Origin of the sequence: Streptomyces himalayensis subsp. himalayensis (assembly GCF_013778455.1) — a bacterium.
GTDB classification, from domain to species: domain Bacteria; phylum Actinomycetota; class Actinomycetes; order Streptomycetales; family Streptomycetaceae; genus Streptomyces; species Streptomyces himalayensis.
The window spans coordinates 103,755-129,613 of record NZ_JACEHE010000012.1; the positions used below are offsets into that span (position 1 = coordinate 103,755).

The window sequence follows — 25,859 nt, forward strand, 5'->3', positions numbered from 1 at the left end:
AATGCCTCGTAAGGGCCCCGCCCCGAAGCGCCCGGTCATCATCGACCCGGTCTACGGTTCTCCTCTGGTGACCTCCCTCATCAACAAGGTGCTGCTGAACGGCAAGCGCTCCACCGCCGAGCGCATCGTGTACGGCGCCATGGAGGGCCTGCGCGAGAAGACCGGCAACGACCCGATCATCACCCTGAAGCGTGCGCTTGAGAACATCAAGCCCACCCTCGAGGTCAAGTCCCGCCGTGTCGGTGGCGCGACCTACCAGGTGCCGATCGAGGTCAAGCCCGGCCGCGCCAACACTCTCGCGCTCCGCTGGCTCGTGGGTTACTCCCGTGCCCGTCGCGAGAAGACCATGACCGAGCGTCTGCTGAACGAGCTGCTCGATGCCTCCAACGGCCTCGGCGCTGCCGTGAAGAAGCGCGAGGACACCCACAAGATGGCCGAGTCCAACAAGGCCTTCGCGCACTACCGCTGGTAGTCGCTACCCCATCGAGAACCGAGAGAAGACTGAAGCCTTATGGCTACCACTTCACTTGACCTGGCCAAGGTCCGCAACATCGGGATCATGGCCCACATCGACGCGGGCAAGACGACGACCACCGAGCGGATCCTGTACTACACCGGCGTCTCGTACAAGATCGGTGAGGTCCACGACGGCGCTGCCACGATGGACTGGATGGAGCAGGAGCAGGAGCGTGGCATCACGATCACGTCTGCTGCCACCACCTGTCACTGGCCGCTCGAGAACGTCGACCACACGATCAACATCATCGACACCCCGGGCCACGTCGACTTCACCGTCGAGGTGGAGCGCTCGCTGCGCGTGCTCGACGGTGCCGTGACGGTGTTCGACGGCGTCGCCGGTGTGGAGCCGCAGTCCGAGACCGTGTGGCGTCAGGCGGACCGCTACGGCGTCCCGCGTATCTGCTTCGTCAACAAGCTCGACCGTACGGGCGCCGAGTTCCACCGCTGCGTCGACATGATCACGGACCGCCTCGGCGCGACCCCGATCGTGATGCAGCTGCCGATCGGTGCCGAGGCCGACTTCAAGGGCGTCGTGGACCTGGTCCAGATGAAGGCGCTCGTGTGGTCCGCCGAGACCGCGCTCGGCGAGGCGTACGACGTCGTCGACATCCCGGACACGCACCGCGAGGCCGCCGACGAGTGGCGCGGCACGCTCCTGGAGACCGTCGCCGAGAACGACGAAGAGATGATGGAGCTGTACCTGGAGGGCGAGGAGCCCACCGTGGAGCAGCTGTACGCGGCGATCCGTCGCATCACCATCGGCTCCGGCAAGGGCGGCGGCACCACCGTCACCCCCGTGTTCTGCGGTACGGCCTTCAAGAACAAGGGTGTCCAGCCGCTGCTCGACGCCGTTGTCCGCTACCTTCCGTCGCCGCTCGACATCGAGGCGATCGAGGGCCACGCGGTCAGCGACCCGGAGGAGATCGTCAAGCGCAAGCCCTCCGAGAGCGAGCCGCTGTCGGCGCTGGCGTTCAAGATCGCGAGCGACCCGCACCTCGGCAAGCTGACCTTCGTCCGGGTGTACTCCGGCCGCCTCGAGGCGGGTTCTCAGGTGCAGAACTCCGTCAAGGGCAAGAAGGAGCGCATCGGCAAGATCTACCGGATGCACGCCAACAAGCGTGAGGAGATCGACTCGGTGGGTGCCGGCGACATCGTCGCCGTCATGGGTCTGAAGCAGACCACCACCGGTGAGACCCTCTGCGACCCGGCGAACCCGGTGATCCTCGAGTCGATGGACTTCCCGGCCCCGGTCATCCAGGTCGCCATCGAGCCCAAGTCGAAGGGCGACCAGGAGAAGCTGGGCATCGCGATCCAGCGCCTGGCCGAGGAAGACCCCTCCTTCAAGGTCCACACCGACGAGGAGACCGGCCAGACCATCATCGCGGGCATGGGCGAGCTGCACCTGGACGTGCTGGTCGACCGCATGAAGCGCGAGTTCAAGGTCGAGGCCAACGTCGGCAAGCCGCAGGTCGCGTACCGCGAGACCCTCCGCAAGGCGGTCGACCGGTACGACTACACCCACAAGAAGCAGACCGGTGGTTCCGGTCAGTTCGCGAAGGTGCAGATCGCGCTCGAGCCTCTCGAGGGCGACGGCTACGAGTTCGTCAACAAGGTCACCGGTGGCCGTATCCCGAAGGAATACATTCCTTCCGTGGACGCGGGCTGCCAGGAGGCCATGGAGTTCGGTGTGCTCGCCGGCTACCCGCTCACGGGTGTCCGCGTGGTCCTCCTCGACGGTGGCTACCACGAGGTCGACTCCTCCGAGATGGCCTTCAAGGTCGCCGGTTCGATGGCCTTCAAGGAGGCCGCGCGCAAGGCCTCCCCGGCCCTGCTCGAGCCGATGATGAAGGTCGAGGTGACGACGCCCGAGGACTACATGGGTGACGTCATCGGCGACATCAACTCCCGTCGCGGTCAGATCCAGTCCATGGAGGACCGTCACGGTGCCAAGCTCGTCACGGGCCTGGTCCCGCTGTCGGAGATGTTCGGCTACGTCGGCGACCTCCGCAGCAAGACGTCGGGTCGCGCGAGCTACTCGATGCAGTTCGACTCCTACGCCGAGGTTCCGCGGAACGTCGCCGAGGAGATCATCGCGAAGGCCAAGGGCGAGTAACTCACCGAGTCAGACTCAATCGAGTTCACACCTTAGGCTTGACTCCGGAGCCTGCTGGGGCATTCCACCGCAACCGCGGCGGAATGCCCCGGGCCCCGGCTTTCCAGCAAAGATCACCTGGCGCCGATGAGTAAGGCGTACAGAACCACTCCACAGGAGGACCCCAGTGGCGAAGGCGAAGTTCGAGCGGACTAAGCCGCACGTCAACATCGGCACCATCGGTCACATCGACCACGGTAAGACGACCCTCACGGCCGCCATTACCAAGGTGCTGCACGACGCGTACCCGGACCTGAACGAGGCCTCGGCCTTCGACCAGATCGACAAGGCTCCTGAGGAGCGCCAGCGCGGTATCACCATCTCCATCGCGCACGTCGAGTACCAGACCGAGACGCGTCACTACGCCCACGTCGACTGCCCCGGTCACGCGGACTACATCAAGAACATGATCACGGGTGCGGCGCAGATGGACGGCGCCATCCTCGTTGTCGCCGCCACGGACGGCCCGATGCCGCAGACCAAGGAGCACGTGCTCCTGGCCCGCCAGGTCGGCGTTCCGTACATCGTCGTCGCCCTGAACAAGGCCGACATGGTGGACGACGAGGAGATCCTGGAGCTCGTCGAGCTCGAGGTCCGTGAGCTGCTCTCCGAGTACGAGTTCCCGGGCGACGACCTGCCGGTCGTCAAGGTCTCGGCGCTCAAGGCCCTCGAGGGCGACAAGGAGTGGGGCCAGTCCGTCCTCGACCTGATGAAGGCCGTCGACGAGAACATCCCGCAGCCCGAGCGTGACGTCGACAAGCCGTTCCTGATGCCGATCGAGGACGTCTTCACGATCACCGGTCGTGGCACCGTCGTCACCGGCCGTATCGAGCGTGGTGTCCTCAAGGTCAACGAGACCGTCGACATCGTGGGCATCAAGCCGGAGAAGACCACCACCACGGTCACCGGCATCGAGATGTTCCGCAAGCTGCTCGACGAGGGCCAGGCCGGTGAGAACGTCGGTCTGCTGCTCCGCGGCATCAAGCGCGAGGACGTCGAGCGCGGCCAGGTCATCATCAAGCCGGGCTCGGTCACCCCGCACACCGAGTTCGAGGCGCAGGCCTACATCCTGTCCAAGGACGAGGGTGGCCGCCACACGCCGTTCTTCAACAACTACCGCCCGCAGTTCTACTTCCGTACCACGGACGTGACCGGCGTCGTGACCCTCCCCGAGGGCACCGAGATGGTCATGCCGGGTGACAACACCGAGATGAAGGTGGAGCTCATCCAGCCCGTCGCCATGGAAGAGGGCCTGAAGTTCGCCATCCGTGAGGGTGGCCGGACCGTGGGCGCCGGCCAGGTCACCAAGATCACGAAGTAAGTTCCTCACTTCTTGATCGGGGAGACCCGGCGCTCCTAGGGGCATCCGAAAGGGCCCGTACGACTTCGGTCGTGCGGGCCCTTTCGCTGTCTCCGACCGGATGGGAGGGGCGCCTCAAAGACTGAAAATTTTTCGGCACTGTAGACCCATTGTTTCCGGGAAATTATCGCTCCACCATTTGGCACGGCAGTTGACGCATGTATCTGCCGTCCCGACTCGGAGGAGCGTTCCATGGAGAGGTCTGTCCCGCCACGGCCGAGCCGTAGAGCCGTTCTGGGGTCGGGTGCCGGTGCCGGTGCCGGTGCCGGTGCGGGTGCGGGTGCGGGTGCGGTCGGGTGCCGGTCTCGGAGCCCTGACGCCGACCGCGCCCGGAACCCTTCCGGGGCTTTCCGCCGTCGCGCAGGCGGCCTCCACGGAACCCGTCCACCGCGACGCAACGTCAACCTCACCGCCACCCGGCACACCTTCGCCCAGGCCGGAGTGCACCGCCTCAATTTCTGGATGGTCGACCCGACCGTCGTACTCCAGCGCCTGGTGATCGACACCGGTGGCCTCATACCCACGTACCTCGGGCCTCTGGAGAGCCACCGCGTGCGCTGACCAGCACCACTCGCCCGTACTACCCGTACCGGCGAACAATCCGTACCGACGAAGGAAGAACATGACGCGTTTCCGCACGCCCGTCGCAGCAGCTGCCCTGCTCAGCGCCGTACTCATGGTCACCGGGACGCAGGCGGCCTCAGCCGCCGACCAGGACCCCAGCCTCCGCAAGCTCGCGGGCCGCGCGGACCTCCTGATCGGTACTGCCGTGAACACGTCGGCCCTGGCCGACGACACCGCGTACCGGAAGTCGACCGCCCAGGAGTTCAGCTCCGTCACGGCCGAGAACGTCATGAAGTGGGAGGCCGTCGAGCCGGAGCGCGGGGTGTACGACTGGTCCGAGGCCGACGACCTCATCCGCTTCGCCCACGACAACGGGCAGGCCGTGCGCGGCCACACCCTGGTCTGGCACAGCCAGCTGCCGACGTGGCTGACCTCGGGCGTCGCCGACGGCTCGATCGACTCGGACGAGCTGCGCGCGATCCTGAAGAACCACATCACCACCCAGGTCAAGCACTTCAAGGGCAAGATCTACCAGTGGGACGTCGTCAACGAGGTCTTCGAGGAGGACGGCACCCTGCGCAACTCGATCTGGCTCCAGAAGCTCGGCCCGTCCTACATAGCCGACGCCTTCCGCTGGGCCCACGAGGCCGACCCCAAGGCGAAGCTGTTCGTGAACGACTACAACGTCGAGGGCATCAACGCGAAGTCCACGGCCTACTACGAGCTGGCCAAGCAACTGAGGGCGGAGGGCGTCCCGGTCCAGGGCTTCGGCATCCAGGGCCACCTCGGCATCCAGTACGGCTTCCCGGGCGACGTCGCCGCGAACCTGAAGCGCTTCGACGACTTGGGGCTGGAGACCGCCTTCACGGAGGTCGACGTCCGGATGATCCTGCCCGTCGACGACACCAAGCTGGCCCGCCAGGCCGACGACTACCGCCGCCTGCTCGACGCCTGCCTGGCCACGACCGGCTGCAAGTCCTTCACCGTCTGGGGCCACACCGACAAGTACAGCTGGATCCCGGGCGTGTTCGACGGCCAGGGTGCCGCGAACCTGCTGGACGAGAACTACGCGCCGAAGCCGGCGTACTCCGCGGTCCGTGAGGAGCTGGCCTCGGGCCGCTGACCCCGCCGACCATATGGGTGCCCCGGCCGCTCGGTCGGGGCACTGGCGTGTGGGGGAGCAGCCCGGAGCGTCGTTCCGCGTCATCCCGCCTGTGGCGCATGCACCCAATGGTTTGATCCGAGCCCGGCACCGGGTACGCTCTTCGGCTCGATTGGCTATGGCCCCGTCCCGTATGGCAGACTATCGGGGTTGCTCGGTTGAGTGCCGATGCTGCGCGCCTCCCGCCGGGAGGACCGGAAGCGAGTCCCACAGTACTCGTCGTCCCATGCATTACATCGAGAGGTGTAGGGGCGGAAGTACGGGAATCTTCCGGGAAGCGTCAGCGGGGTACCGGCCAGGCACCCGGCGGGTGGTCTCACCCCCGCACCGCGGTCGACGATCGCACCCCTAGCAGGGAAATCCATCCGGATATCCGTGTCAGTGGGGCAGCGACACGCCCGACCGCGGGGGTCGGAGGAGAGGCCCGGCTTCCACGAGCCGGCCCTCCGGGTTCCAGAGCGTTTACGAGAGACAGGACTACGAAGTAGCCATGGCGGGACAGAAGATCCGCATCCGGCTCAAGGCCTACGACCACGAGGTCATCGACTCCTCGGCGAAGAAGATCGTCGAGACGGTGACTCGCACTGGTGCGTCGGTCGCGGGCCCGGTGCCGCTGCCCACTGAGAAGAACGTGTACTGCGTCATCAAGTCGCCGCACAAGTACAAGGACTCGCGCGAGCACTTCGAGATGCGCACGCACAAGCGCCTGATCGACATCCTCGACCCGACCCCCAAGACCGTTGACTCTCTGATGCGACTCGACCTCCCGGCCGGTGTCGACATCGAGATCAAGCTCTGAAGGCCGGTGATCTGAAGATGGCTAAGCAGATCAAGGGCATCCTGGGCGAGAAGCTCGGCATGACCCAGGTCTGGGACGAAAACAATCGTGTCGTCCCAGTCACCGTGGTCAAGGCCGGTCCGAACGTCGTGACCCAGGTCCGTACGAACGACACCGACGGCTACGAGTCGGTCCAGATCGCCTTCGGCGAGATCGACCCGCGCAAGGTGAACAAGCCCCTCAAGGGCCACTTCGCCAAGGCCGATGTCACCCCCCGTCGTCACCTCGTCGAGATCCGTACCGCTGACGCCAGCGAGTACACCCTCGGCCAGGAGATCACCGCCGAGACCTTCGAGGCCGGCGTCAAGGTGGACGTGACCGGCAAGAGCAAGGGCAAGGGCTTCGCCGGTGTCATGAAGCGCCACAACTTCCGTGGCCTCGGCGCCGGGCACGGCACCCAGCGCAAGCACCGCTCGCCCGGTTCCATCGGTGGCTGCGCCACCCCGGGCCGCGTGTTCAAGGGCCTCCGCATGGCGGGCCGCATGGGCAACGAGCGGGTCACCACCCAGAACCTGACCGTCCACGCCGTTGACGCGGAGAAGGGTCTGCTGCTCATCAAGGGCGCGGTTCCCGGTCCGAACGGCGGCCTCGTCCTGGTCCGCACCGCGGCCAAGGGGGCCTGAGGTAACCGATGAGCACTGTTGACATCCTTTCGCCGGCAGGCGACAAGGCCGGTACCGTCGAGCTCCCCGCGGAGATCTTCGACGCCAAGGTCAGCATTCCGCTGATCCACCAGGTCGTCGTCGCCCAGCTGGCCGCTGCCCGCCAGGGCACGCACAAGACGAAGACCCGCGGCGAGGTCCGCGGCGGTGGCAAGAAGCCGTACCGCCAGAAGGGCACCGGCCGCGCCCGCCAGGGTTCGACCCGTGCGCCGCAGTTCGCCGGCGGTGGCGTCGTCCACGGCCCGCAGCCGCGTGACTACTCGCAGCGGACCCCGAAGAAGATGAAGGCCGCCGCCCTGCGCGGTGCCCTCACCGACCGGGCCCGCAACAACCGCATCCACGTCGTCACCGGCGTGGTCGAGGGCGAGATCTCCACCAAGGCCGCGAAGAACCTGCTCGGCAAGATCTCGGAGCGCAAGAACGTGCTCCTGGTCGTCGAGCGGAACGACGAGGCCGCGCTGCTCTCCGCCCGCAACCTGCCCCAGGTGCACATCCTGGAGCCGGGCCAGCTGAACACGTACGACGTGCTCGTCTCGGACGACGTGGTCTTCACCCAGGCCGCCTTCGAGTCCTTCGTGTCTGGCGCGCCTGTGTCGTCGGCTGATGAGACCGAAGGGAGCGAGGCCTGATGGCTACGCGTCACCCGAGCATTGCCCCCAAGGCCGCCAAGGCCGCGAAGGCCGCGCGCATCGCCAAGGCGAAGCGCCACGCCACCGAGGGCAAGAACACCGTTGAGACCCCGCTGAGCAAGAGCTTCACGGACCCCCGTGACGTCCTCCTCAAGCCGGTCGTCTCCGAGAAGAGCTACGCGCTCCTCGACGAGGGCAAGTACACCTTCATCGTCGACCCGCGTGCCAACAAGACCCAGATCAAGCAGGCCGTCCAGGCGGTCTTCTCGGTCAAGGTCACCGGGGTCAACACGATCAACCGCCAGGGCAAGCGCAAGCGGACCCGCACGGGCTTCGGCAAGCGTGCCGACAGCAAGCGCGCGATCGTGACCCTCGCCGAGGGCGACCGTATCGACATCTTCGGCCAGGCCTCCTAACGGAGCGCCCTGGTCCGATATCGGACGAGGACTGAGAAATGGGTATCCGCAAGTACAAGCCGACGACTCCGGGCCGTCGTGGCTCCAGCGTCGCCGACTTCGTCGAGGTCACGCGGTCCACGCCGGAGAAGTCGCTGGTCCGCCCGCTGCACAGCAAGGGCGGCCGTAACAACGCCGGTCGTGTGACCGTTCGCCACCAGGGTGGCGGACACAAGCGCGCCTACCGAGTGATCGACTTCCGTCGTCACGACAAGGACGGCGTGCCGGCGAAGGTCGCGCACATCGAGTACGACCCCAACCGCACCGCGCGCATCGCGCTGCTGCACTACGCGGACGGCGAGAAGCGTTACATCCTCGCCCCGCGCAACCTGTCGCAGGGCGACCGCGTCGAGAACGGTCCTGGGGCCGACATCAAGCCGGGCAACAACCTGGCGCTCCGCAACATCCCGGTCGGTACCACGATCCACGCGATCGAGCTCCGTCCCGGTGGCGGCGCCAAGTTCGCCCGCTCCGCCGGTGCCTCCGTACAGCTGCTGGCGAAGGAGGGCCAGATGGCCCACCTTCGTATGCCGTCCGGTGAGATCCGCCTGGTCGACGTGCGCTGCCGCGCCACCGTCGGCGAGGTCGGCAACGCCGAGCAGTCGAACATCAACTGGGGCAAGGCCGGCCGTAAGCGCTGGCTGGGCGTCCGCCCGACCGTTCGCGGTGTGGCGATGAACCCGGTTGACCACCCGCACGGTGGTGGTGAGGGCAAGACCTCCGGTGGTCGCCACCCGGTCTCCCCGTGGGGTCAGAAGGAGGGTCGTACTCGTTCGCCGAAGAAGGCTTCGAACAAGTACATCGTCCGCCGCCGCAAGACGAACAAGAAGCGCTAGGAGCGGGTTTAGATGCCGCGCAGTCTCAAGAAGGGGCCCTTCGTCGACGACCACCTGATCAAGAAGGTGGACGCACAGAACGAAGCCGGTTCCAAGAACGTCATCAAGACCTGGTCCCGTCGCTCGATGATCATCCCGGCCATGCTCGGCCACACGATCGCGGTGCACAACGGCAAGACCCACATTCCGGTGTTTGTCACCGAGTCGATGGTCGGCCACAAGCTCGGCGAGTTCTCGCCGACGCGCACCTTCCGGGGTCACGTCAAGGACGACCGGAAGTCGAAGCGCCGCTAGTAGCGGGGTGGAATGACCATGACAGACACTGGAAGGACAACCATGGAAGCCAGGGCCCAGGCGCGGTACATCCGCGTCACGCCCATGAAGGCCCGCCGCGTGGTGGACCTTATCCGTGGCATGGACGCCACGGAGGCTCAGGCGGTCCTGCGTTTCGCCCCGCAGGCCGCGAGCGTGCCGGTCGGCAAGGTGCTTGACAGCGCCATCGCCAACGCCGCGCACAACTACGACCACACCGACGCCGACAGCCTCTTCATCTCCGAGGCGTACGTCGACGAGGGTCCGACCCTGAAGCGGTTCCGTCCGCGTGCCCAGGGCCGTGCCTACCGGATCCGCAAGCGGACCAGCCACATCACCGTGGTCGTCAGCAGCAAGGAAGGAACCCGGTAATGGGCCAGAAGGTTAACCCGCATGGGTTCCGGCTCGGCATCACCACGGACTTCAAGTCCCGCTGGTACGCCGACAAGCTGTACAAGGACTACGTCAAGGAAGACGTCGCCATCCGCCGGATGATGACGTCCGGCATGGAGCGCGCCGGTATCTCGAAGGTTGAGATCGAGCGCACCCGTGACCGCGTGCGGGTGGACATCCACACCGCGCGTCCGGGCATCGTCATCGGCCGCCGTGGCGCCGAGGCCGACCGCATCCGCGGCGACCTCGAGAAGCTCACGGGCAAGCAGGTCCAGCTGAACATCCTCGAGGTCAAGAACCCCGAGACCGACGCTCAGCTGGTTGCCCAGGCCGTTGCCGAGCAGCTGTCGTCCCGCGTCTCCTTCCGCCGCGCCATGCGCAAGAGCATGCAGTCGGCGATGAAGGCGGGCGCCAAGGGCATCAAGATCCAGTGTGGTGGCCGTCTCGGCGGCGCCGAGATGTCCCGCTCGGAGTTCTACCGCGAGGGCCGTGTGCCCCTGCACACGCTCCGCGCGAACGTCGACTACGGCTTCTTCGAGGCCAAGACGACCTTCGGCCGCATCGGTGTGAAGGTCTGGATCTACAAGGGCGACGTCAAGAACATCGCCGAGGTCCGCGCCGAGAACGCTGCTGCCCGCGCCGGCAACCGCCCGGCCCGTGGCGGCGCCGACCGCCCGGCCCGTGGTGGCCGTGGTGGCGAGCGTGGCGGTCGCGGTCGCAAGCCGCAGCAGGCTCCGGCTGCCGAGGCCCCCAAGGCCGAGGCTCCCGCCGCCGCTCCGGCTGAGAGCACCGGAACGGAGGCCTGACCGACATGCTGATCCCCCGTAGGGTCAAGCACCGCAAGCAGCACCACCCGAAGCGCCGTGGTCAGGCCAAGGGCGGTACGACGGTTGCGTTCGGCGAGTACGGCATCCAGGCCCTCACGCCGGCGTACGTGACCAACCGCCAGATCGAGGCGGCTCGTATCGCGATGACCCGTCACATCAAGCGTGGCGGCAAGGTCTGGATCAACATCTACCCGGACCGCCCGCTGACCAAGAAGCCTGCCGAGACCCGCATGGGTTCCGGTAAGGGTTCGCCGGAGTGGTGGGTCGCGAACGTTCACCCGGGCCGGGTGATGTTCGAGCTGTCCTACCCGAACGAGAAGATTGCGCGTGAGGCGCTTACCCGCGCTGCTCACAAGCTTCCGATGAAGTGCCGCATCGTGCGGCGCGAGGCAGGTGAAGCGTGATGTCGGCCGGCACCAAGGCGTCCGAGCTGCGCGAGCTGGGCAACGAGGAGCTCCTCAACAAGCTCCGCGAGGCCAAGGAAGAGCTGTTCAACCTCCGCTTCCAGGCGGCGACCGGTCAGCTCGAGAACCACGGCCGTCTGAAGGCGGTCCGTAAGGACATCGCCCGGATCTACACCCTGATGCGCGAGCGTGAGCTGGGCATCGAGACGGTGGAGAGCGCCTGATGAGCGAGAGCAACGTGACTGAAAACAAGACCGAGCGCGGTTTCCGCAAGACCCGTGAGGGTCTGGTCGTCAGCGACAAGATGGACAAGACCGTCGTCGTCGCTGTCGAGGACCGCGTCAAGCACGCGCTGTACGGCAAGGTCATCCGCCGCACCAGCAAGCTCAAGGCGCACGACGAGCAGAACGCTGCGGGCGTCGGCGACCGCGTCCTCCTCATGGAGACCCGGCCGCTGTCGTCGACGAAGCGCTGGCGCATCGTCGAGATCCTCGAGAAGGCCAAGTAACCCCTTCCGAGGGGCATTCCCCTCGGACCAGTTCCGCCAGGCTCCGGGGGCTGCGACCAAGCAGCCCCCGGGGAACCGGCAGACGATCAGGAGATAGACGTGATCCAGCAGGAGTCGCGACTGCGCGTCGCCGACAACACTGGTGCGAAGGAGATCCTTTGCATCCGTGTTCTCGGTGGCTCCGGTCGCCGCTACGCGGGCATCGGTGACGTCATCGTCGCCACCGTCAAGGACGCGATCCCCGGTGGCAACGTGAAGAAGGGTGACGTCGTCAAGGCGGTCATCGTTCGCACCGTCAAGGAGCGCCGTCGCCAGGACGGCTCGTACATCCGCTTCGACGAGAACGCCGCCGTCATTCTGAAGAACGACGGCGACCCTCGCGGCACCCGTATCTTCGGCCCCGTGGGCCGTGAGCTGCGCGAGAAGAAGTTCATGAAGATCATCTCGCTCGCGCCGGAGGTGCTGTAAGCATGAAGATCAAGAAGGGTGACCTGGTCCAGGTCATCACCGGCAAGGACAAGGGCAAGCAGGGCAAGGTCATTGCCGCTTACCCGCGCGACGAGCGTGTCCTGGTCGAGGGTGTCAACCGGGTCAAGAAGCACACCAAGGCCGGCCCGACGGCCCGCGGCTCCCAGGCCGGCGGCATCGTCACGACCGAGGCCCCGATCCACGTGAGCAACGTTCAGCTCGTCGTGGAGAAGGACGGCAACAAGGTCGTCACTCGCGTCGGCTACCGCTTCGACGACGAGGGCAACAAGATCCGCGTTGCCAAGCGGACGGGTGAGGACATCTGATGGCTACCACCACGACTCCGCGTCTCAAGACGAAGTACCGCGAGGAGATCGCGGGCAAGCTGCGTGAGGAGTTCTCGTACGAGAACGTCATGCAGGTTCCCGGCCTCGTCAAGATCGTGGTCAACATGGGTGTGGGCGACGCCGCCCGCGACTCCAAGCTGATCGAGGGCGCCATCCGCGACCTCACCACGATCACGGGCCAGAAGCCGGCCGTCACCAAGGCCCGCAAGTCCATCGCGCAGTTCAAGCTGCGTGAGGGCCAGCCGATCGGTGCCCACGTCACGCTTCGTGGCGACCGCATGTGGGAGTTCCTGGACCGCACCCTGTCGCTCGCGCTCCCGCGCATCCGCGACTTCCGTGGTCTGTCCCCCAAGCAGTTCGACGGCCGTGGCAACTACACCTTCGGTCTCACCGAGCAGGTCATGTTCCACGAGATCGACCAGGACAAGATCGACCGCACCCGGGGTATGGACATCACCGTGGTGACCACGGCGACCAACGACGCTGAGGGCCGCGCGCTCCTTCGTCACCTCGGCTTCCCCTTCAAGGAGGCGTGAGCGAGATGGCGAAGAAGGCTCTGATTGCCAAGGCTGCTCGCAAGCCCAAGTTCGGTGTGCGTGCGTACACCCGCTGCCAGCGCTGCGGCCGTCCGCACTCCGTCTACCGCAAGTTCGGCCTGTGCCGCGTGTGCCTTCGTGAGATGGCTCACCGTGGCGAGCTGCCGGGCGTGACCAAGAGCTCCTGGTAACAGCCCACTTGGGTTGATACCGGACTCTCGGTAAGCAACTGGGTCGGCAGGAGCCCGACTTCACATGGCTTAGGCTTGTGTGGTTGGGCGCCTGCCGCCCTGGACCGACTTACTACGCCGTAGGTCCCCGTGCCGCACCCGTCCCGTCTCGGATCGGGGAGAGGGATGGCACAGACAGGAAACCCCGGCGAGAGAGGCCGAAGGCCAATTCATGACCATGACTGATCCGATCGCAGACATGCTTACGCGTCTGCGGAACGCGAACTCGGCATACCACGACTCCGTGACGATGCCGGCATCGAAGATCAAGTCTCACATCGCGGAGATCCTCCAGCAGGAGGGCTTCATCACGGGCTGGCGCGTCGAGGACGCCGAGGTCGGCAAGAACCTCGTCCTCGAGCTGAAGTTCGGCCCGAACCGTGAGCGCTCCATCGCGGGCATCAAGCGGATCTCCAAGCCCGGTCTCCGGGTGTACGCGAAGTCCACCAACCTGCCGAAGGTGCTCGGCGGCCTGGGCGTGGCGATCATCTCCACCTCCCACGGGCTCCTCACCGACAAGCAGGCCGGCAAGAAGGGCGTGGGTGGGGAAGTCCTCGCCTACGTCTGGTAGCGGAAGGGAACGGAGGAAACAGCTATGTCGCGTATTGGCAAGCTCCCCATCACGGTTCCCGCCGGCGTGGACGTCACCATCGACGGCCGTACGGTCCAGGTGAAGGGGCCCAAGGGCGCCCTCTCTCACACCGTTGCCGCGCCGATCGACATCGTTAAGGGCGAGGACGGCGTTCTCAACGTCACCCGTCCGAACGACGAGCGTCAGAACAAGGCCCTGCACGGCCTGTCCCGCACGCTGGTGGCGAACATGATCACCGGCGTGACCACGGGTTACGTGAAGAAGCTCGAGATCAGCGGTGTCGGTTACCGCGTCGTGGCGAAGGGCTCGAACCTCGAGTTCTCGCTCGGCTACAGCCACCCGATCCTGATCGAGGCCCCCGAGGGCATCTCGTTCAAGGTCGAGTCGCCGACCAGGTTCTCGGTCGAGGGCATCGACAAGCAGAAGGTCGGCGAGGTTGCGGCCAACATCCGCAAGCTGCGCAAGCCCGACCCGTACAAGGCCAAGGGCGTCAAGTACGAGGGCGAAGTCATCCGCCGCAAGGTCGGAAAGGCGGGTAAGTAAGCCATGGCATACGGTGTGAAGATCGCCAAGGGTAATGCCTACAAGGCGACTGCCATCAAGCGCCGCCACATCCGCATCCGCAAGAGGATCTCGGGTACGGCCGAGCGTCCGCGCCTCGTCGTGACGCGCTCGAACCGCCACATCGTGGCCCAGGTCATCGACGACATCCAGGGTCACACCCTGGCGTCGGCGTCGACCCTGGACGCGTCGATCCGCGGTGGCGAGGGCGACAAGTCCTCGGCTGCAGGCAAGGTCGGCGCCCTGGTCGCCGAGCGCGCCAAGGCTGCGGGCGTCGAGGCCGTCGTGTTCGACCGTGGTGGCAACAAGTACGCCGGGCGCATCGCCGCTCTGGCGGACGCCGCCCGCGAAGCCGGCCTGAAGTTCTGAGCCGGTTCCGTAGCTCAGCGGAAAACGAAGAGAGGTAATTCCAATGGCTGGACCCCAGCGCCGCGGAAGCGGTGCCGGTGGCGGCGAGCGGCGGGACCGGAAGGGCCGTGACGGCGGCGCAGCTGCCGCCGAGAAGACCGCGTACGTTGAGCGCGTCGTCGCGATCAACCGCGTCGCCAAGGTTGTGAAGGGTGGTCGTCGCTTCAGCTTCACCGCGCTGGTCGTGGTGGGCGACGGTGACGGCACCGTGGGTGTCGGTTACGGCAAGGCCAAGGAGGTGCCGGCCGCCATCGCCAAGGGCGTTGAGGAGGCCAAGAAGCACTTCTTCAAGGTCCCCCGTATCCAGGGCACCATCCCGCACCCGATCCAGGGTGAGAAGGCTGCCGGCGTCGTGCTGCTCAAGCCCGCGTCCCCGGGTACTGGTGTTATCGCCGGTGGTCCGGTGCGTGCCGTGCTCGAGTGCGCCGGTATCCACGACGTCCTGTCGAAGTCGCTCGGCTCCGACAACGCGATCAACATCGTGCACGCGACCGTGGAGGCCCTGAAGGGCCTGCAGCGCCCCGAGGAGATCGCGGCCCGCCGTGGTCTGCCCCTCGAGGACGTCGCCCCCGCGGCTCTCCTCCGTGCGCGTGCCGGGGCGGGTGCGTAATGGCTCGCCTCAAGATCACGCAGACGAAGTCGTACATCGGCAGCAAGCAGAACCACCGTGACACCCTGCGGACCCTGGGCCTCAAGCGCCTGGGTGACGTGGTCGTCAAGGAGGACCGCCCCGAGTTCCGCGGCATGGTTCGCCATGTCCGTCACCTCGTGACGGTCGAGGAGGTCGACTGATCATGGCGGAGCAGAACCCGCTGAAGATCCACAACCTCCGTCCCGCCCCGGGCGCCAAGACCGCCAAGACCCGCGTCGGTCGTGGTGAGGCGTCGAAGGGTAAGACGGCCGGTCGTGGTACCAAGGGCACCAAGGCCCGCTACCAGGTTCCGGAGCGCTTCGAGGGCGGCCAGATGCCGCTGCACATGCGCCTCCCGAAGCTGAAGGGCTTCAAGAACCCGTTCAAGACCGAGTACCAGGTCGTGAACCTCGACAAGCTGGCCGCGCTCTACCCCGAGGGTGGCGAGGTCACCGTCGAGGGCCTCGTGGCCAAGGGTGCCGTTCGCAAGAACAGCCTCGTCAAGGTCCTCGGCCAGGGCGAGGTCTCCGTGGCGCTGCAGGTGACGGTCGACGCCGTCTCCGGCTCCGCCAAGGAGAAGATCACCGCCGCCGGCGGTACCGTCACCGAGCTCGTCTGAATTCTTCAGAAAACGGGCTTGATGACCTGAACGATCCCACCGGGGATGCTCCACAAATGGGGTATCCCCGGTTGGTCGTTCCAGGGGAGCACGGACGCCGGTAAGGTGGCCTGCACTGTTAACTTTTCGCCTGGTGTGCCTCCAGGGGGGCGCCAGGCGGCCTGACCGTTACGTATTCGTCGAACCTCAAGACCGTCACCTCTGACGCATGTGCGCGGGGGTCGCAGGAGGCACCGTGCTCACCGCGTTCGCCCGGGCGTTCAAGACGCCCGACCTGCGCAAGAAGCTGCTCTTCACGCTCGGCATCATCGTGGTCTACCGGCTCGGTGCCCACATTCCGATTCCGGGCGTCAACTATCAGAACGTTCAGATCTGTATGGAGCAGGCGAGCGCCAACCAGGGGCTCTTCGGCCTGGTGAACATGTTCAGTGGCGGCGCTCTGTTGCAGATCACGATCTTCGCGCTCGGCATCATGCCGTACATCACGGCGAGCATCATTCTCCAGCTGCTGACGGTGGTGATCCCGCGCCTCGAGGCCCTGAAGAAGGAGGGCCAGGCCGGTACGGCGAAGATCACGCAGTACACGCGCTACCTGACCGTGGCGCTCGCCATCCTGCAGGGCACCGGCCTGGTCGCGACCGCCCGCAGCGGCGCACTGTTCCAGGGCTGCCCGCAGGCCAGCCAGATCGTCCCCGACCAGTCGATCTTCGTGACCATCACCATGGTCATCACCATGACCGCCGGCACGGCCACCGTCATGTGGCTCGGTGAGCTCATCACCGACCGCGGTATCGGCAACGGCATGTCGATCCTGATGTTCATCTCGATCGCCGCGACCTTCCCCAGCTCCCTGTGGGCCATCAAGAAGCAGGGTGACCTCGCGGGCGGCTGGATCGAGTTCGGCGTCGTGATCCTCGTCGGCCTCGTCATGGTGGCTCTGGTGGTCTTCGTCGAGCAGGCCCAGCGCCGTATCCCCGTGCAGTACGCGAAGCGCATGATCGGCCGCCGGTCCTACGGCGGTACGTCGACGTACATCCCGCTGAAGGTGAACCAGGCGGGTGTGATTCCTGTCATCTTCGCGTCGTCGCTGCTCTACATCCCGGCGCTGGTCGCGCAGTTCGCCGGCGGCACCTCGGGCTGGAAAACCTGGATCGACCAGCACCTGGTCAAGGGAGATCACCCGTACTACATCGTCACCTACTTCCTGTTGATCGTCTTCTTCGCCTTCTTCTACGTGGCGATCTCGTTCAACCCCGAGGAAGTTGCAGACAACATGAAGAAGTATGGTGGCTTCATCCCGGGCATCCGGGCTGGCCGACCGACCGCTGAGTACCTGAGCTATGTACTCAACCGGATCACCTGGCCGGGCTCGCTGTATCTGGGCCTGATCGCTCTCGTTCCGACGATGGCATTGGCCGGCTTCGGCGCGAACCAGAACTTCCCGCTCGGCGGGACGAGCATCCTCATCATCGTGGGTGTGGGTCTGGAGACCGTGAAGCAGATCGAGAGCCAGCTCCAGCAGCGCAACTACGAAGGGTTCCTCCGCTGATGCGTATCGTCCTCGTCGGGCCGCCCGGTGCGGGCAAGGGAACGCAGGCCGCGTTCCTCGCCAAGAACCTGTCGATCCCGCACATCTCCACGGGCGACCTGTTCCGAGCCAACATCAGCCAGGGCACGGAGCTGGGCAAGCAGGCGAAGGCGTACATGGACGCCGGCAACCTCGTGCCGGACGAGGTCACCATCGGTATGGCCAAGGACCGCATGTCGCAGCCGGACGCCGAGAACGGCTTCCTGCTCGACGGCTTCCCGCGCAACGTGTCGCAGGCCGAGGCGCTCGACGAGACGCTGAAGACCGAGGGCATGAAGCTCGACGCCGTGCTCGACCTCGAGGTCCCCGAGGACGAGGTGGTCAAGCGCATCGCCGGCCGCCGTGTGTGCCGCAAGGACTCCAGCCACGTCTTTCACGTGACGTACAGCCCGGCGAAGCAGGAAGGTGTCTGCGACGTCTGTGGCGGCGAGCTGTACCAGCGCGACGACGACAGCGAGGAGACCGTCCGCAAGCGGCTGGAGGTCTACCACACGCAGACCGAGCCGATCATCGACTACTACCGGGCTCAGGGGCTGGTCGTGACGATCTCGGCGCTCGGGAAGGTGGACGAGGTCACCAAGCGGGCGATGGACGCGCTTTCGCGCGAGAGCGCGTAGCGGTTGGTTTCTCGTCGGCCGCGGCACCCTGTGGGGGTGCCGCGGCCGACGTGTTTCTCACAGTGGGGCGGCGAGCGTGCTGTCGCGGGGCCGTATCGTTGACGTAACTCGTGCTTCCCCCTTCAGAAAGGCGTCAGCCACAGATGGTGCAGATCAAGACCCCCGAGCAGATCGCCAGAATGCGTGCGGCGGGCCTTGTCGTCGCCGCCATCCATGCGGCCACCCGTGAGGCCGCGGTGCCCGGTGCCACCACCCGTGACCTGGACGAGGTCGCCCGCAAGGTGCTCGACGAGCACGGGGCGAAGTCGAACTTCCTGGGTTACGGCGGCTTCCCCGCCACCATCTGCACCTCGGTGAACGAGGTCGTCGTCCACGGCATCCCGGACGACCGGACCGTCCTGAAGGACGGCGACATCATCTCCATCGACTGCGGTGCCATCATCGACGGCTGGCACGGCGACGCCGCGTACACGGCGTTCGTGGGCAGCGGTCACGCCCCGGAGCTGATCGAGCTCTCCCGGGTGACCGAGGAGTCGATGTGGGCCGGGATCGCCGCGATGAAGAACGGCAACCGGCTCGTCGACATCTCCCGCGCCATCGAGACGTACATCCGACGCCAGCCGAAGCCCGGCGGCGGCAAGTACGGGATCATCGAGGACTACGGCGGCCACGGCATCGGCACCGAGATGCACATGGACCCGCACCTGCTGAACTACGTCGAGCGCCGTCGCGGCAAGGGCCCCAAGCTGGTCCCCGGCTTCTGCCTCGCGATCGAGCCCATGGTGAGCCTCGGCACACCGAAGACGCGTGTCCTCGAGGACGACTGGACTGTCATCACTACCGACGGCACGTGGTCGTCGCACTGGGAGCACTCGGTCGCTCTGACGGAGGACGGTCCGCTGGTCCTGACGGCCCCCGATGCCGGCAAGGCGAAGTTGGCGGAGTACGGGATCACGGCTGCGCCGGATCCTCTCGCGTGACGATGGCCTGCCGCCCCGGACCCGCTGGCGTAACGATCACCCGGTGCGGGCATTCTTTGTCGATTCGTCTTTCAGGGGGCACTGACGTAGACTGACTCGTCGGCTCTCGTGTACTCGCATGCCCGCATGCAGTCGCACGGAGTCGATCAAGGTAGTCGATTCGAAGGGCGAAGCGTGGCCAAGAAGCAAGGTGCCATCGAGATCGAGGGCACTGTCGTCGAGTCTCTTCCGAACGCCATGTTCAAGGTCGAGCTCCAGAACGGCCACCAGGTCCTGGCACACATCAGCGGCAAGATGCGCATGCACTACATCCGCATCCTCCCTGACGACCGGGTCGTGGTGGAGCTGTCTCCGTACGACCTGACGCGTGGCCGGATCGTTTACCGATACAAGTGAGCTTGGGCGGGTCCCGTACTCGCCCCGGCGGCCGGGAGGGTCGTCGCCGGACAGGCTTGACCTGTCAAACTCCCCGGAGTGATCCAGGGGAGAGTCTTCTTGGTCCGCCCGGAAGAGAACTCCAACGGTACAAGTAGATCTTTGCCTCGCCCCCGCCTGGTGCGGGGGCACTGACCCGGAGAACCTCACCTAATGAAGGTCAAGCCGAGCGTCAAGAAGATCTGCGACAAGTGCAGGGTGATCCGCCGTCACGGCCGGGTCATGGTCATCTGCGACAACCCGCGCCACAAGCAGCGCCAGGGCTGACGCACGACCGCATCCTCTGCACCCGCAGATCTCGCGCGACGCAAGCACATATGTACATACGCAGGGCCCGGATCCGAGTGATCCGACACCCCCGGTCGGAGGCCGGGGACCCGGTCCGTACCGAATCTTCCGCTGCATCTTTTGAAGAGCGTGAAGAGGACGGCGGACGGGATTCGGTTCTGTGGAAGACCTCCGACAGACAACTGGAGCCATTGAATGGCACGCGTTTCCGGTGTTGACATCCCGCGCGACAAGCGCGTGGAGGTCGCCCTCACCTACGTGTTCGGCATCGGCCGGACCCTTTCCCAGCAGACGCTGGCCGAGACCGGCGTGAACCCGAACACCCGCGTTCGCGACCTCTCCGAGGAGGAGCTGGTCAAGATCCGCGAGTACGTGGACGCCAACCTGAAGACCGAGGGTGACCTCCGTCGTGAGGTTCAGGCCGACATCCGCCGCAAGGTCGAGATCGGCTGCTACCAGGGTCTGCGCCACCGCCGTGGCCTGCCCGTCCACGGTCAGCGCACCAGCACCAACGCCCGCACCCGCAAGGGCCCGCGTCGCGCCATCGCCGGTAAGAAGAAGCCGGGCAAGAAGTAGTCCGCAGCGGACACTGCGGTTTTTCGGGGGACGACCCCCGAGGGCCGCGTGGCCCCCGCATTCCAGCGGTCTTCGCTGTAGGACCGACCACCTCCCGTAGGAGTTAAGACATGCCCCCCAAGGGACGTCAGGGCGCTGCCAAGAAGGTGCGCCGCAAGGAAAAGAAGAACGTCGCTCACGGCCACGCGCACATCAAGAGCACGTTCAACAACACCATCGTTTCGATCACCGACCCGACCGGCAACGTGATCTCCTGGGCCTCCGCCGGCCACGTCGGCTTCAAGGGCTCGCGCAAGTCCACCCCCTTCGCCGCGCAGATGGCTGCCGAGTCGGCCGCCCGCCGCGCGCAGGAGCACGGCATGCGCAAGGTCGACGTCTTCGTCAAGGGTCCGGGCTCGGGTCGTGAGACGGCCATCCGTTCGCTGCAGGCGACCGGTCTCGAGGTCGGCTCCATCCAGGACGTCACCCCCACCCCGCACAACGGCTGCCGTCCGCCCAAGCGCCGCCGCGTCTGAGGTCCGGTTGTCTTGAGGATTCGGGCGGTACGTCCCCTTGGGGCCGTGCCGCCCGTACCCTTGCAGTACCCCGCCGGGTGACCGTGCGGGTTCCGTCGGGCGTCAAATAGCGGGCGTCCACGACTGAAGGATCTGATCCACACATGCTGATCGCTCAGCGTCCCTCGTTGACCGAAGAGGTCGTCGACGAGTTCCGCTCCCGGTTCGTGATCGAGCCGCTGGAGCCGGGCTTCGGCTACACCCTCGGCAACTCCCTGCGTCGTACGCTCCTGTCCTCGATCCCGGGTGCGGCGGTCACGTCCATCCGTATCGACGGCGTTCTGCACGAGTTCACCACCGTGCCGGGCGTCAAGGAGGACGTCACCGACCTGATCCTCAACATCAAGCAGCTGGTCGTCTCCTCGGAGCACGACGAGCCGGTCGTGATGTACCTGCGCAAGCAGGGCCCGGGTCTGGTCACCGCCGCCGACATCGCGCCCCCGGCCGGTGTCGAGGTGCACAACCCCGACCTCGTCCTCGCCACGCTCAACGGCAAGGGCAAGCTGGAGATGGAGCTGACCGTCGAGCGCGGTCGCGGCTACGTCTCCGCCGTGCAGAACAAGCAGGTGGGCCAGGAGATCGGCCGTATTCCGGTCGACTCCATCTACTCGCCGGTTCTCAAGGTCACCTACAAGGTCGAGGCGACCCGTGTCGAGCAGCGCACCGACTTCGACAAGCTGATCGTCGACGTCGAGACCAAGCAGGCCATGCGTCCGCGCGACGCCATGGCGTCGGCCGGTAAGACCCTGGTCGAGCTGTTCGGTCTGGCGCGCGAGCTCAACATCGACGCCGAGGGCATCGACATGGGCCCGTCCCCGACGGACGCCGCGCTCGCTGCCGACCTTGCGCTGCCGATCGAGGAGCTCGAGCTCACCGTTCGCTCGTACAACTGCCTGAAGCGCGAGGGCATCCACTCCGTGGGTGAGCTCGTGGCCCGCTCCGAGGCCGACCTGCTCGACATTCGCAACTTCGGTGCGAAGTCGATCGACGAGGTCAAGGCGAAGCTGGCCGGCATGGGCCTGGCCCTGAAGGACAGCCCGCCCGGATTCGACCCGACCGCTGCGGCCGACGCCTTCGGCGCGGACGATGACGCGGACGCCGGGTTCGTCGAGACCGAGCAGTACTAGGCGCTCCGCGAGGAGGCCGGATTTTGGGTGCGGGCCCGCTGTGGCTGGTCGCGCAGTTCCTCGCGCCCCTTCCGGGCGCCCTTTCGGGGACGCCCGGATCTCCGACAGGCGACCGCCTGCTCGGATACTGACCCCGGTACCTGATACGGCCGGGGCAGACACCTAGGAGAAACACCATGCCGAAGCCCACCAAGGGTGCCCGTCTGGGCGGCAGCGCCGCGCACGAGAAGCTCCTCCTCGCGAACCTCGCGAAGTCGCTGTTCGAGCACGGCCGTATCACCACCACCGAGGCGAAGGCCCGCCGTCTGCGGCCGTACGCCGAGCGTCTGGTCACCAAGGCGAAGAAGGGCGACCTTCACAACCGCCGTCAGGTGCTCCAGGTGATCACGGACAAGAGCATCGTCCACACGCTCTTCACCGAGATCGGCCCGCGGTACGAGAACCGCCCCGGTGGCTACACCCGCATCACCAAGATCGGTAACCGCCGTGGCGACAACGCGCCCATGGCTGTCATCGAGCTGGTCGAGGCGCTGACGGTCGCGCAGCAGGCCACGGGTGAGGCCGAGGCCGCCACCAAGCGTGCGGTCAAGGAGGCCGAGGAGGCCAAGGTCGAGGAGACCAAGGTCGACGTCACCAAGGATGTCGCCGAGGCTCCGGCCGAGGAGACTGCGGCCGAGGAGTCGAAGGACGCCTGAGGCTGAGCTCTCGCTGAGCGGGCCTGCCCTTGACGGGGCGGGCCCGCTTTCGCGTACCTGAGAGGATCAAGGAGTGAGTGACGAAGTACAGCCCGGGTTCGTACGCCTACGGCTCGATCTGTCCTACGACGGCACCGGCTTCTCCGGCTGGGCCAAGCAGGCCGGCGGGCGGCGGACCGTGCAGGGGGAGGTCGAGGACGCGCTGCGTACCGTCACGCGGTCGAGGGATACGTACGAGCTGACCGTCGCCGGACGGACCGACGCCGGGGTGCATGCGCGCGGGCAGGTGGCGCACGTGGATCTGCCGGAGGCTGTCTGGCGTGAGCATCACGAGAAGCTGCTCAAGCGGCTCGCCGGGCGGCTGCCCCGGGACGTGCGGGTGTGGGCCCTCAGGGAGGCGCCCAGTGGCTTCAATGCTCGTTTCGCGGCGACCTGGCGGCGCTACGTCTACCGGGTCACCGACAATCCCGGCGGCGTGGACCCGCTGCTGCGCAACCATGTGCTCTGGCACGACTGGGACTTGGACGTAGACGCGATGGACGCCGCCGCCAAGTCTCTTGTCGGGGAGCATGACTTCGCGGCGTACGCGAAGAAGCGCGAGGGGGCGACGACGATCCGCGAGATCCTCGACTTCGGGGTGCGCCGGCACGCGGACGGCATCGTCGAGATCGAGGTCCGCGCCGACGCCTTCTGCCACAACCAAGTACGTTCCATGGTCGGTGCATTGCTGTTCGTGGGCGACGGGCACCGCGGCGTGGAGTGGCCGCGGAAGGTCCTCGACGCGCGGGTCCGCGACAGCGCCGTGCATGTCGTCCGACCGCACGGGCTGACGCTGGAGGAGGTCGGCTACCCGCCGGACGACCAGCTCGCGGAGCGGCAGCTGCAGGCTCGGCGGGTGCGCGTCCGGGGGCAGTAATGGGTGGTTGACGGGTCTGTTCCGGCCGCTCCGGCCGGAGCGGCCGGGGTGGCCGGAGCGGGACGGGAGGCGGGCTATGCCTTGTCGAGTACCTCTTCCAGGGCCGGCTTGAGGAACGGCTTCAGGGTCTTCGAGTACGTCGACGTGATGTGGCTGTTGTCGAAGTAGACGACCTGGTCACCGATCACCGCCGGGCAGATGTCCACGGCGCAGAACGCGTCCGTCGTGTCGATGATCTCCGCACCGTACTTCTCGGCCACCTCCCGCTCCATGGCACGGAACTCCGGGTACTCGAGCGCCTGCCACTCCTTGCGGTTGCAGAGGGAGATGTTGTCGATGTGCGTGGCGAGACAGTCGGGGACGTTCTGGCCGGGCTGCGGGGTGTCCGTCATGTAGACGAGCTTGGCGCCCGTCTCCTTGAACACCTTGAACGAGGTCTCGGCGCCCGCCCGGTTCGCCTCACGGCGGGCCCGGTCGGCGATGACGAGGACGTCGGGCCGGATCTTCTTCAGCTCGGCGAAGGCAGATTCGCGCCAGCTGTCGCACTCGGTGTACGCGCGGTTCACGTTCGGATTGACGATGCGATAGACCTGCGGCGAGCAGCCGCCCTTCGCGATGGTCACCACCCGCACGCCGAGTTCCTTGCCGATCTCGTGGTAGACATCGTTCCACTGCCAGGCGTGGGAGTCCCCCATGAGGACAAGGGTCTTCTTGCCCTCCGGGTCACCGGCGACACAGCCGTCCCGCATCTCGAACTTCTTGACCTCGAAGTCGTCGATGCAGCCGTGCTCGGCGAAGTTCTCGGGCGTGTCCTGAAGAGCGCTCTGCACGGTTGCGGAGAGCCGCGTGCGGTGCACGGCGTCCTCGACCGATGCCTGGCTGGTGAACCCGACGCCGAGCGTGCTCCCCGAGGGTGCGGTCGCCAGGTTCAGCGGGATGATCGTGGCCAGGACCATCGCCCCCGCCGTGCCCGCGGTGGTGAACCCGCCGCTGAAGACGCCCTTCCAGGGGCGGGCCACCCACTGCACGTTCTTCTTGAACTTGCGCTCGACGGCGTAGTGCAGGACGACGGCGACCAGGAACGAGAGGACGGCGACCCGCAGCCGGTCCTGGAACGCGAACTCCCGGTCGGTGATCGACGGCCAGAGCACCAGCAGCGGCCAGTGGGTCAGGTACCAGCCGTAGCTGACGTTGCCGACGAAGTCGAGGACGGGGTTGTCGAGCAGCCGCTCCGCGCCGAACCCGGGATTGGCGCAGCCACCGGCGATGACCATGACGGTGCCGAGGACCGGGCCGGCCACCGCGTACCCCGGCAGCGGGGTGTGTTCGGTGATGAGCATCGCCGTGACGAGCACGGTGCCGAGCCCCAGCCACGAAACGACCGCGGCCACGCCCCTGTTCATGCGGGAGGCGAGGGGAGCCGCGAGGGAGAGCAGAACGCCGCAGGTGATCTCCCAGATCCGGGTGTGGGTGCTGAAGTACGCGAGCGGCTGGTTCTCGGGAGTCTGAGACCAGCCCAGATAGAACGATCCGCCGATGATGGCCATGAGGAACAGCGCCACCAGAGCGCGGTTGCGGAAGATCAGGCGGCTGATCCACACCATCGCGACGAGAAGGAGCGGCGCGACGACATAGAACTGCTCTTCGATGGCCAGCGACCAGAAGTGCTGATACGGGGACTGCGACCCGTCGTTGGCGAAGTAGTCGGTGCCGGTCTCGACCAGGCGCCAGTTCATGAAGCTGAGGGAGGCGGCGAGACCGTCGGCCATGAAGTCGCGGAACTTGAGCGGGCTGCCGTACATCCACGCCAGGGCCGCGGTGCCGACGATGACGACGGCCATGGGCGGCGTCAGACGGCGGAAGCGGCGCGCCCAGAACTTGGTCAGGGACACCTTGCCGGTTTTCTCGATCTCCGCGAAGAGCTGGCTGCCGATGAGGAAGCCGCTCAGCACGAAGCTCACGTCCACGCCACCGTGGATGTCGAGTATGCCGCAGTGCATGCTGACCACCATCATGATGGCTACGGCACGCAAGCCCTGAATGTCAGGCCGGTACTTGCGAAGACGCTCT

Annotated in this window: 36 protein-coding genes and 1 pseudogene; 36 read left to right on the plus strand and 1 reads right to left on the minus strand. The window is 66.3% G+C overall.

The features are described 5' to 3' along the window. Position 1 precedes the first annotated feature (1 nt). The 36 genes and pseudogenes from rpsG (at position 2) to truA (ending at position 23,789) form a co-directional block, all read left to right on the plus strand. Entirely contained in the window at positions 2-472 is a 471-nt protein-coding gene (gene rpsG, locus H1D24_RS20430; RefSeq protein WP_003992340.1) for a 30S ribosomal protein S7, read from the plus strand. Positions 473-511: 39 nt separating this feature from the next. Then, the gene (gene fusA, locus H1D24_RS20435) at positions 512-2,632 is read left to right on the plus strand and encodes an elongation factor G (protein WP_181659080.1); all 2,121 of its coding nucleotides are present in this window, start codon (positions 512-514) and stop codon (positions 2,630-2,632) included. A 166-nt stretch (positions 2,633-2,798) separates the two neighbouring features. After that, entirely contained in the window at positions 2,799-3,992 is a 1,194-nt protein-coding gene (gene tuf / locus H1D24_RS20440; RefSeq protein ID WP_181659081.1) for an elongation factor Tu, read from the plus strand. A 435-nt stretch (positions 3,993-4,427) separates the two neighbouring features. Beyond that, positions 4,428-4,592 (plus strand): annotated as a pseudogene (locus tag H1D24_RS20445) (hypothetical protein); the annotation flags it as partial. Between the two features lie 61 nt (positions 4,593-4,653). Then, the gene (locus H1D24_RS20450) at positions 4,654-5,718 is read left to right on the plus strand and encodes an endo-1,4-beta-xylanase (RefSeq protein ID WP_181659082.1); all 1,065 of its coding nucleotides are present in this window, start codon (positions 4,654-4,656) and stop codon (positions 5,716-5,718) included. Between the two features lie 529 nt (positions 5,719-6,247). Then, on the plus strand, positions 6,248-6,556 hold the full coding sequence (rpsJ, locus tag H1D24_RS20455; RefSeq protein ID WP_003948644.1) for a 30S ribosomal protein S10: 309 nt from the start codon (positions 6,248-6,250) through the stop codon (positions 6,554-6,556). Positions 6,557-6,573: 17 nt separating this feature from the next. Further along, positions 6,574-7,218 (plus strand): 50S ribosomal protein L3, encoded by a 645-nt coding sequence (gene rplC, locus H1D24_RS20460; RefSeq protein ID WP_181659083.1) that lies wholly within the window; start codon positions 6,574-6,576, stop codon positions 7,216-7,218. A gap of 8 nt (positions 7,219-7,226) precedes the next feature. Continuing rightward, positions 7,227-7,886 carry a 50S ribosomal protein L4 gene (gene rplD, locus H1D24_RS20465; RefSeq protein WP_181659084.1) on the plus strand — a complete coding sequence of 220 codons (660 nt, stop codon included), beginning with the start codon at positions 7,227-7,229 and terminating at the stop codon, positions 7,884-7,886. After that, on the plus strand, positions 7,886-8,302 hold the full coding sequence (gene rplW, locus H1D24_RS20470) for a 50S ribosomal protein L23 (protein WP_181659085.1): 417 nt from the start codon (positions 7,886-7,888) through the stop codon (positions 8,300-8,302). Before rplD ends, rplW begins: the two co-directional genes overlap by 1 nt. A gap of 38 nt (positions 8,303-8,340) precedes the next feature. Beyond that, positions 8,341-9,177: a 50S ribosomal protein L2 gene (gene rplB / locus H1D24_RS20475; protein WP_028805741.1), complete on the plus strand. Its 837-nt coding sequence runs from the start codon at positions 8,341-8,343 to the stop codon at positions 9,175-9,177. Between the two features lie 12 nt (positions 9,178-9,189). Further along, on the plus strand, positions 9,190-9,471 hold the full coding sequence (rpsS, locus tag H1D24_RS20480) for a 30S ribosomal protein S19 (protein WP_010986346.1): 282 nt from the start codon (positions 9,190-9,192) through the stop codon (positions 9,469-9,471). A 42-nt stretch (positions 9,472-9,513) separates the two neighbouring features. After that, positions 9,514-9,861: a 50S ribosomal protein L22 gene (gene rplV, locus H1D24_RS20485; RefSeq protein WP_003974262.1), complete on the plus strand. Its 348-nt coding sequence runs from the start codon at positions 9,514-9,516 to the stop codon at positions 9,859-9,861. Beyond that, positions 9,861-10,688 carry a 30S ribosomal protein S3 gene (rpsC, locus tag H1D24_RS20490; RefSeq protein WP_010986347.1) on the plus strand — a complete coding sequence of 276 codons (828 nt, stop codon included), beginning with the start codon at positions 9,861-9,863 and terminating at the stop codon, positions 10,686-10,688. Before rplV ends, rpsC begins: the two co-directional genes overlap by 1 nt. Positions 10,689-10,693: 5 nt before the next feature. Further along, positions 10,694-11,113 carry a 50S ribosomal protein L16 gene (rplP, locus tag H1D24_RS20495; RefSeq protein WP_033319640.1) on the plus strand — a complete coding sequence of 140 codons (420 nt, stop codon included), beginning with the start codon at positions 10,694-10,696 and terminating at the stop codon, positions 11,111-11,113. Further along, positions 11,113-11,337 (plus strand): 50S ribosomal protein L29, encoded by a 225-nt coding sequence (gene rpmC / locus H1D24_RS20500; protein WP_010036720.1) that lies wholly within the window; start codon positions 11,113-11,115, stop codon positions 11,335-11,337. The genes rplP and rpmC overlap by 1 nt, the downstream gene beginning before the upstream one ends. After that, on the plus strand, positions 11,337-11,621 hold the full coding sequence (rpsQ, locus tag H1D24_RS20505; RefSeq protein WP_181659086.1) for a 30S ribosomal protein S17: 285 nt from the start codon (positions 11,337-11,339) through the stop codon (positions 11,619-11,621). The genes rpmC and rpsQ overlap by 1 nt, the downstream gene beginning before the upstream one ends. Before the next feature lie 99 nt (positions 11,622-11,720). Next, on the plus strand, positions 11,721-12,089 hold the full coding sequence (rplN, locus tag H1D24_RS20510) for a 50S ribosomal protein L14 (RefSeq protein WP_003956455.1): 369 nt from the start codon (positions 11,721-11,723) through the stop codon (positions 12,087-12,089). Between the two features lie 2 nt (positions 12,090-12,091). Then, positions 12,092-12,415, plus strand: coding sequence for a 50S ribosomal protein L24 (rplX, locus tag H1D24_RS20515; RefSeq protein ID WP_053674523.1), 324 nt, complete (start codon positions 12,092-12,094; stop codon positions 12,413-12,415). Further along, positions 12,415-12,972 carry a 50S ribosomal protein L5 gene (gene rplE / locus H1D24_RS20520; RefSeq protein ID WP_077796752.1) on the plus strand — a complete coding sequence of 186 codons (558 nt, stop codon included), beginning with the start codon at positions 12,415-12,417 and terminating at the stop codon, positions 12,970-12,972. Before rplX ends, rplE begins: the two co-directional genes overlap by 1 nt. A gap of 5 nt (positions 12,973-12,977) precedes the next feature. After that, positions 12,978-13,163 carry a type Z 30S ribosomal protein S14 gene (locus H1D24_RS20525; protein WP_003956452.1) on the plus strand — a complete coding sequence of 62 codons (186 nt, stop codon included), beginning with the start codon at positions 12,978-12,980 and terminating at the stop codon, positions 13,161-13,163. A 211-nt stretch (positions 13,164-13,374) separates the two neighbouring features. Further along, complete coding sequence (gene rpsH / locus H1D24_RS20530) at positions 13,375-13,773, plus strand: 30S ribosomal protein S8 (protein ID WP_030046382.1); 399 nt, start codon at positions 13,375-13,377, stop codon at positions 13,771-13,773. Positions 13,774-13,797: 24 nt separating this feature from the next. Further along, positions 13,798-14,337: a 50S ribosomal protein L6 gene (rplF, locus tag H1D24_RS20535; protein WP_181659087.1), complete on the plus strand. Its 540-nt coding sequence runs from the start codon at positions 13,798-13,800 to the stop codon at positions 14,335-14,337. 3 nt (positions 14,338-14,340) lie between these two features. Beyond that, on the plus strand, positions 14,341-14,724 hold the full coding sequence (gene rplR / locus H1D24_RS20540) for a 50S ribosomal protein L18 (protein WP_181659088.1): 384 nt from the start codon (positions 14,341-14,343) through the stop codon (positions 14,722-14,724). Positions 14,725-14,767: 43 nt separating this feature from the next. Continuing rightward, a complete protein-coding gene (gene rpsE, locus H1D24_RS20545) occupies positions 14,768-15,373 on the plus strand; it encodes a 30S ribosomal protein S5 (protein WP_019753099.1) in 606 nt (201 codons plus the stop codon). Continuing rightward, positions 15,373-15,555 carry a 50S ribosomal protein L30 gene (gene rpmD / locus H1D24_RS20550; protein WP_181659089.1) on the plus strand — a complete coding sequence of 61 codons (183 nt, stop codon included), beginning with the start codon at positions 15,373-15,375 and terminating at the stop codon, positions 15,553-15,555. The genes rpsE and rpmD overlap by 1 nt, the downstream gene beginning before the upstream one ends. A gap of 2 nt (positions 15,556-15,557) precedes the next feature. Beyond that, on the plus strand, positions 15,558-16,013 hold the full coding sequence (rplO, locus tag H1D24_RS20555; RefSeq protein WP_030745257.1) for a 50S ribosomal protein L15: 456 nt from the start codon (positions 15,558-15,560) through the stop codon (positions 16,011-16,013). Between the two features lie 235 nt (positions 16,014-16,248). Then, positions 16,249-17,562 (plus strand): preprotein translocase subunit SecY, encoded by a 1,314-nt coding sequence (gene secY / locus H1D24_RS20560; RefSeq protein WP_181659090.1) that lies wholly within the window; start codon positions 16,249-16,251, stop codon positions 17,560-17,562. Continuing rightward, on the plus strand, positions 17,562-18,218 hold the full coding sequence (locus tag H1D24_RS20565; RefSeq protein ID WP_181659091.1) for an adenylate kinase: 657 nt from the start codon (positions 17,562-17,564) through the stop codon (positions 18,216-18,218). The genes secY and H1D24_RS20565 overlap by 1 nt, the downstream gene beginning before the upstream one ends. A 143-nt stretch (positions 18,219-18,361) precedes the next feature. Continuing rightward, the gene (gene map / locus H1D24_RS20570; RefSeq protein WP_181659092.1) at positions 18,362-19,198 is read left to right on the plus strand and encodes a type I methionyl aminopeptidase; all 837 of its coding nucleotides are present in this window, start codon (positions 18,362-18,364) and stop codon (positions 19,196-19,198) included. 174 nt (positions 19,199-19,372) lie between these two features. Continuing rightward, positions 19,373-19,594, plus strand: a complete 222-nt coding sequence (infA, locus tag H1D24_RS20575; protein ID WP_003948620.1) for a translation initiation factor IF-1 — start codon at positions 19,373-19,375, stop codon at positions 19,592-19,594. 192 nt (positions 19,595-19,786) lie between these two features. After that, the gene (rpmJ, locus tag H1D24_RS20580; protein ID WP_003974245.1) at positions 19,787-19,900 is read left to right on the plus strand and encodes a 50S ribosomal protein L36; all 114 of its coding nucleotides are present in this window, start codon (positions 19,787-19,789) and stop codon (positions 19,898-19,900) included. A 216-nt stretch (positions 19,901-20,116) separates the two neighbouring features. Continuing rightward, on the plus strand, positions 20,117-20,497 hold the full coding sequence (rpsM, locus tag H1D24_RS20585; RefSeq protein WP_181659093.1) for a 30S ribosomal protein S13: 381 nt from the start codon (positions 20,117-20,119) through the stop codon (positions 20,495-20,497). A 110-nt stretch (positions 20,498-20,607) separates the two neighbouring features. After that, the gene (rpsK, locus tag H1D24_RS20590) at positions 20,608-21,012 is read left to right on the plus strand and encodes a 30S ribosomal protein S11 (protein ID WP_003948617.1); all 405 of its coding nucleotides are present in this window, start codon (positions 20,608-20,610) and stop codon (positions 21,010-21,012) included. Between the two features lie 143 nt (positions 21,013-21,155). Next, positions 21,156-22,178 (plus strand): DNA-directed RNA polymerase subunit alpha, encoded by a 1,023-nt coding sequence (locus tag H1D24_RS20595; RefSeq protein ID WP_003966937.1) that lies wholly within the window; start codon positions 21,156-21,158, stop codon positions 22,176-22,178. Between the two features lie 176 nt (positions 22,179-22,354). Beyond that, positions 22,355-22,873, plus strand: a complete 519-nt coding sequence (gene rplQ, locus H1D24_RS20600; protein ID WP_181659094.1) for a 50S ribosomal protein L17 — start codon at positions 22,355-22,357, stop codon at positions 22,871-22,873. 73 nt (positions 22,874-22,946) lie between these two features. Beyond that, positions 22,947-23,789: a tRNA pseudouridine(38-40) synthase TruA gene (truA, locus tag H1D24_RS20605; protein ID WP_181659095.1), complete on the plus strand. Its 843-nt coding sequence runs from the start codon at positions 22,947-22,949 to the stop codon at positions 23,787-23,789. A gap of 74 nt (positions 23,790-23,863) precedes the next feature. Here the strand turns inward: truA and H1D24_RS20610 are convergent, their stop codons facing one another. Then, entirely contained in the window at positions 23,864-25,822 is a 1,959-nt protein-coding gene (locus H1D24_RS20610) for an acyltransferase family protein (protein ID WP_258564207.1), read from the minus strand. Positions 25,823-25,859: the final 37 nt, after the last annotated feature.

Excerpts from the sequence above, each read along its gene's own strand:
- rpsG (WP_003992340.1), top strand. The coding sequence starts at position 2 with ATGCCTCGTAAGGGCCCCGCCCCGAAGCGCCCGGTCATCATCGACCCG.
- fusA (WP_181659080.1), top strand. The coding sequence starts at position 512 with ATGGCTACCACTTCACTTGACCTGGCCAAGGTCCGCAACATCGGGATC.
- H1D24_RS20450 (WP_181659082.1), top strand. The coding sequence starts at position 4,654 with ATGACGCGTTTCCGCACGCCCGTCGCAGCAGCTGCCCTGCTCAGCGCC.
- rpsJ (WP_003948644.1), top strand. The coding sequence starts at position 6,248 with ATGGCGGGACAGAAGATCCGCATCCGGCTCAAGGCCTACGACCACGAG.
- rplC (WP_181659083.1), top strand. The coding sequence starts at position 6,574 with ATGGCTAAGCAGATCAAGGGCATCCTGGGCGAGAAGCTCGGCATGACC.
- rplD (WP_181659084.1), top strand. The coding sequence starts at position 7,227 with ATGAGCACTGTTGACATCCTTTCGCCGGCAGGCGACAAGGCCGGTACC.
- rplW (WP_181659085.1), top strand. The coding sequence starts at position 7,886 with ATGGCTACGCGTCACCCGAGCATTGCCCCCAAGGCCGCCAAGGCCGCG.
- rplB (WP_028805741.1), top strand. The coding sequence starts at position 8,341 with ATGGGTATCCGCAAGTACAAGCCGACGACTCCGGGCCGTCGTGGCTCC.
- rpsS (WP_010986346.1), top strand. The coding sequence starts at position 9,190 with ATGCCGCGCAGTCTCAAGAAGGGGCCCTTCGTCGACGACCACCTGATC.
- rplV (WP_003974262.1), top strand. The coding sequence starts at position 9,514 with ATGGAAGCCAGGGCCCAGGCGCGGTACATCCGCGTCACGCCCATGAAG.
- rpsC (WP_010986347.1), top strand. The coding sequence starts at position 9,861 with ATGGGCCAGAAGGTTAACCCGCATGGGTTCCGGCTCGGCATCACCACG.
- rplP (WP_033319640.1), top strand. The coding sequence starts at position 10,694 with ATGCTGATCCCCCGTAGGGTCAAGCACCGCAAGCAGCACCACCCGAAG.
- rpmC (WP_010036720.1), top strand. The coding sequence starts at position 11,113 with ATGTCGGCCGGCACCAAGGCGTCCGAGCTGCGCGAGCTGGGCAACGAG.
- rpsQ (WP_181659086.1), top strand. The coding sequence starts at position 11,337 with ATGAGCGAGAGCAACGTGACTGAAAACAAGACCGAGCGCGGTTTCCGC.
- rplX (WP_053674523.1), top strand. The coding sequence starts at position 12,092 with ATGAAGATCAAGAAGGGTGACCTGGTCCAGGTCATCACCGGCAAGGAC.
- rplE (WP_077796752.1), top strand. The coding sequence starts at position 12,415 with ATGGCTACCACCACGACTCCGCGTCTCAAGACGAAGTACCGCGAGGAG.
- H1D24_RS20525 (WP_003956452.1), top strand. The coding sequence starts at position 12,978 with ATGGCGAAGAAGGCTCTGATTGCCAAGGCTGCTCGCAAGCCCAAGTTC.
- rpsH (WP_030046382.1), top strand. The coding sequence starts at position 13,375 with ATGACCATGACTGATCCGATCGCAGACATGCTTACGCGTCTGCGGAAC.
- rplF (WP_181659087.1), top strand. The coding sequence starts at position 13,798 with ATGTCGCGTATTGGCAAGCTCCCCATCACGGTTCCCGCCGGCGTGGAC.
- rplR (WP_181659088.1), top strand. The coding sequence starts at position 14,341 with ATGGCATACGGTGTGAAGATCGCCAAGGGTAATGCCTACAAGGCGACT.
- rpsE (WP_019753099.1), top strand. The coding sequence starts at position 14,768 with ATGGCTGGACCCCAGCGCCGCGGAAGCGGTGCCGGTGGCGGCGAGCGG.
- rpmD (WP_181659089.1), top strand. The coding sequence starts at position 15,373 with ATGGCTCGCCTCAAGATCACGCAGACGAAGTCGTACATCGGCAGCAAG.
- rplO (WP_030745257.1), top strand. The coding sequence starts at position 15,558 with ATGGCGGAGCAGAACCCGCTGAAGATCCACAACCTCCGTCCCGCCCCG.
- H1D24_RS20565 (WP_181659091.1), top strand. The coding sequence starts at position 17,562 with ATGCGTATCGTCCTCGTCGGGCCGCCCGGTGCGGGCAAGGGAACGCAG.
- map (WP_181659092.1), top strand. The coding sequence starts at position 18,362 with ATGGTGCAGATCAAGACCCCCGAGCAGATCGCCAGAATGCGTGCGGCG.
- rpmJ (WP_003974245.1), top strand. The coding sequence starts at position 19,787 with ATGAAGGTCAAGCCGAGCGTCAAGAAGATCTGCGACAAGTGCAGGGTG.
- rpsM (WP_181659093.1), top strand. The coding sequence starts at position 20,117 with ATGGCACGCGTTTCCGGTGTTGACATCCCGCGCGACAAGCGCGTGGAG.
- rpsK (WP_003948617.1), top strand. The coding sequence starts at position 20,608 with ATGCCCCCCAAGGGACGTCAGGGCGCTGCCAAGAAGGTGCGCCGCAAG.
- H1D24_RS20595 (WP_003966937.1), top strand. The coding sequence starts at position 21,156 with ATGCTGATCGCTCAGCGTCCCTCGTTGACCGAAGAGGTCGTCGACGAG.
- rplQ (WP_181659094.1), top strand. The coding sequence starts at position 22,355 with ATGCCGAAGCCCACCAAGGGTGCCCGTCTGGGCGGCAGCGCCGCGCAC.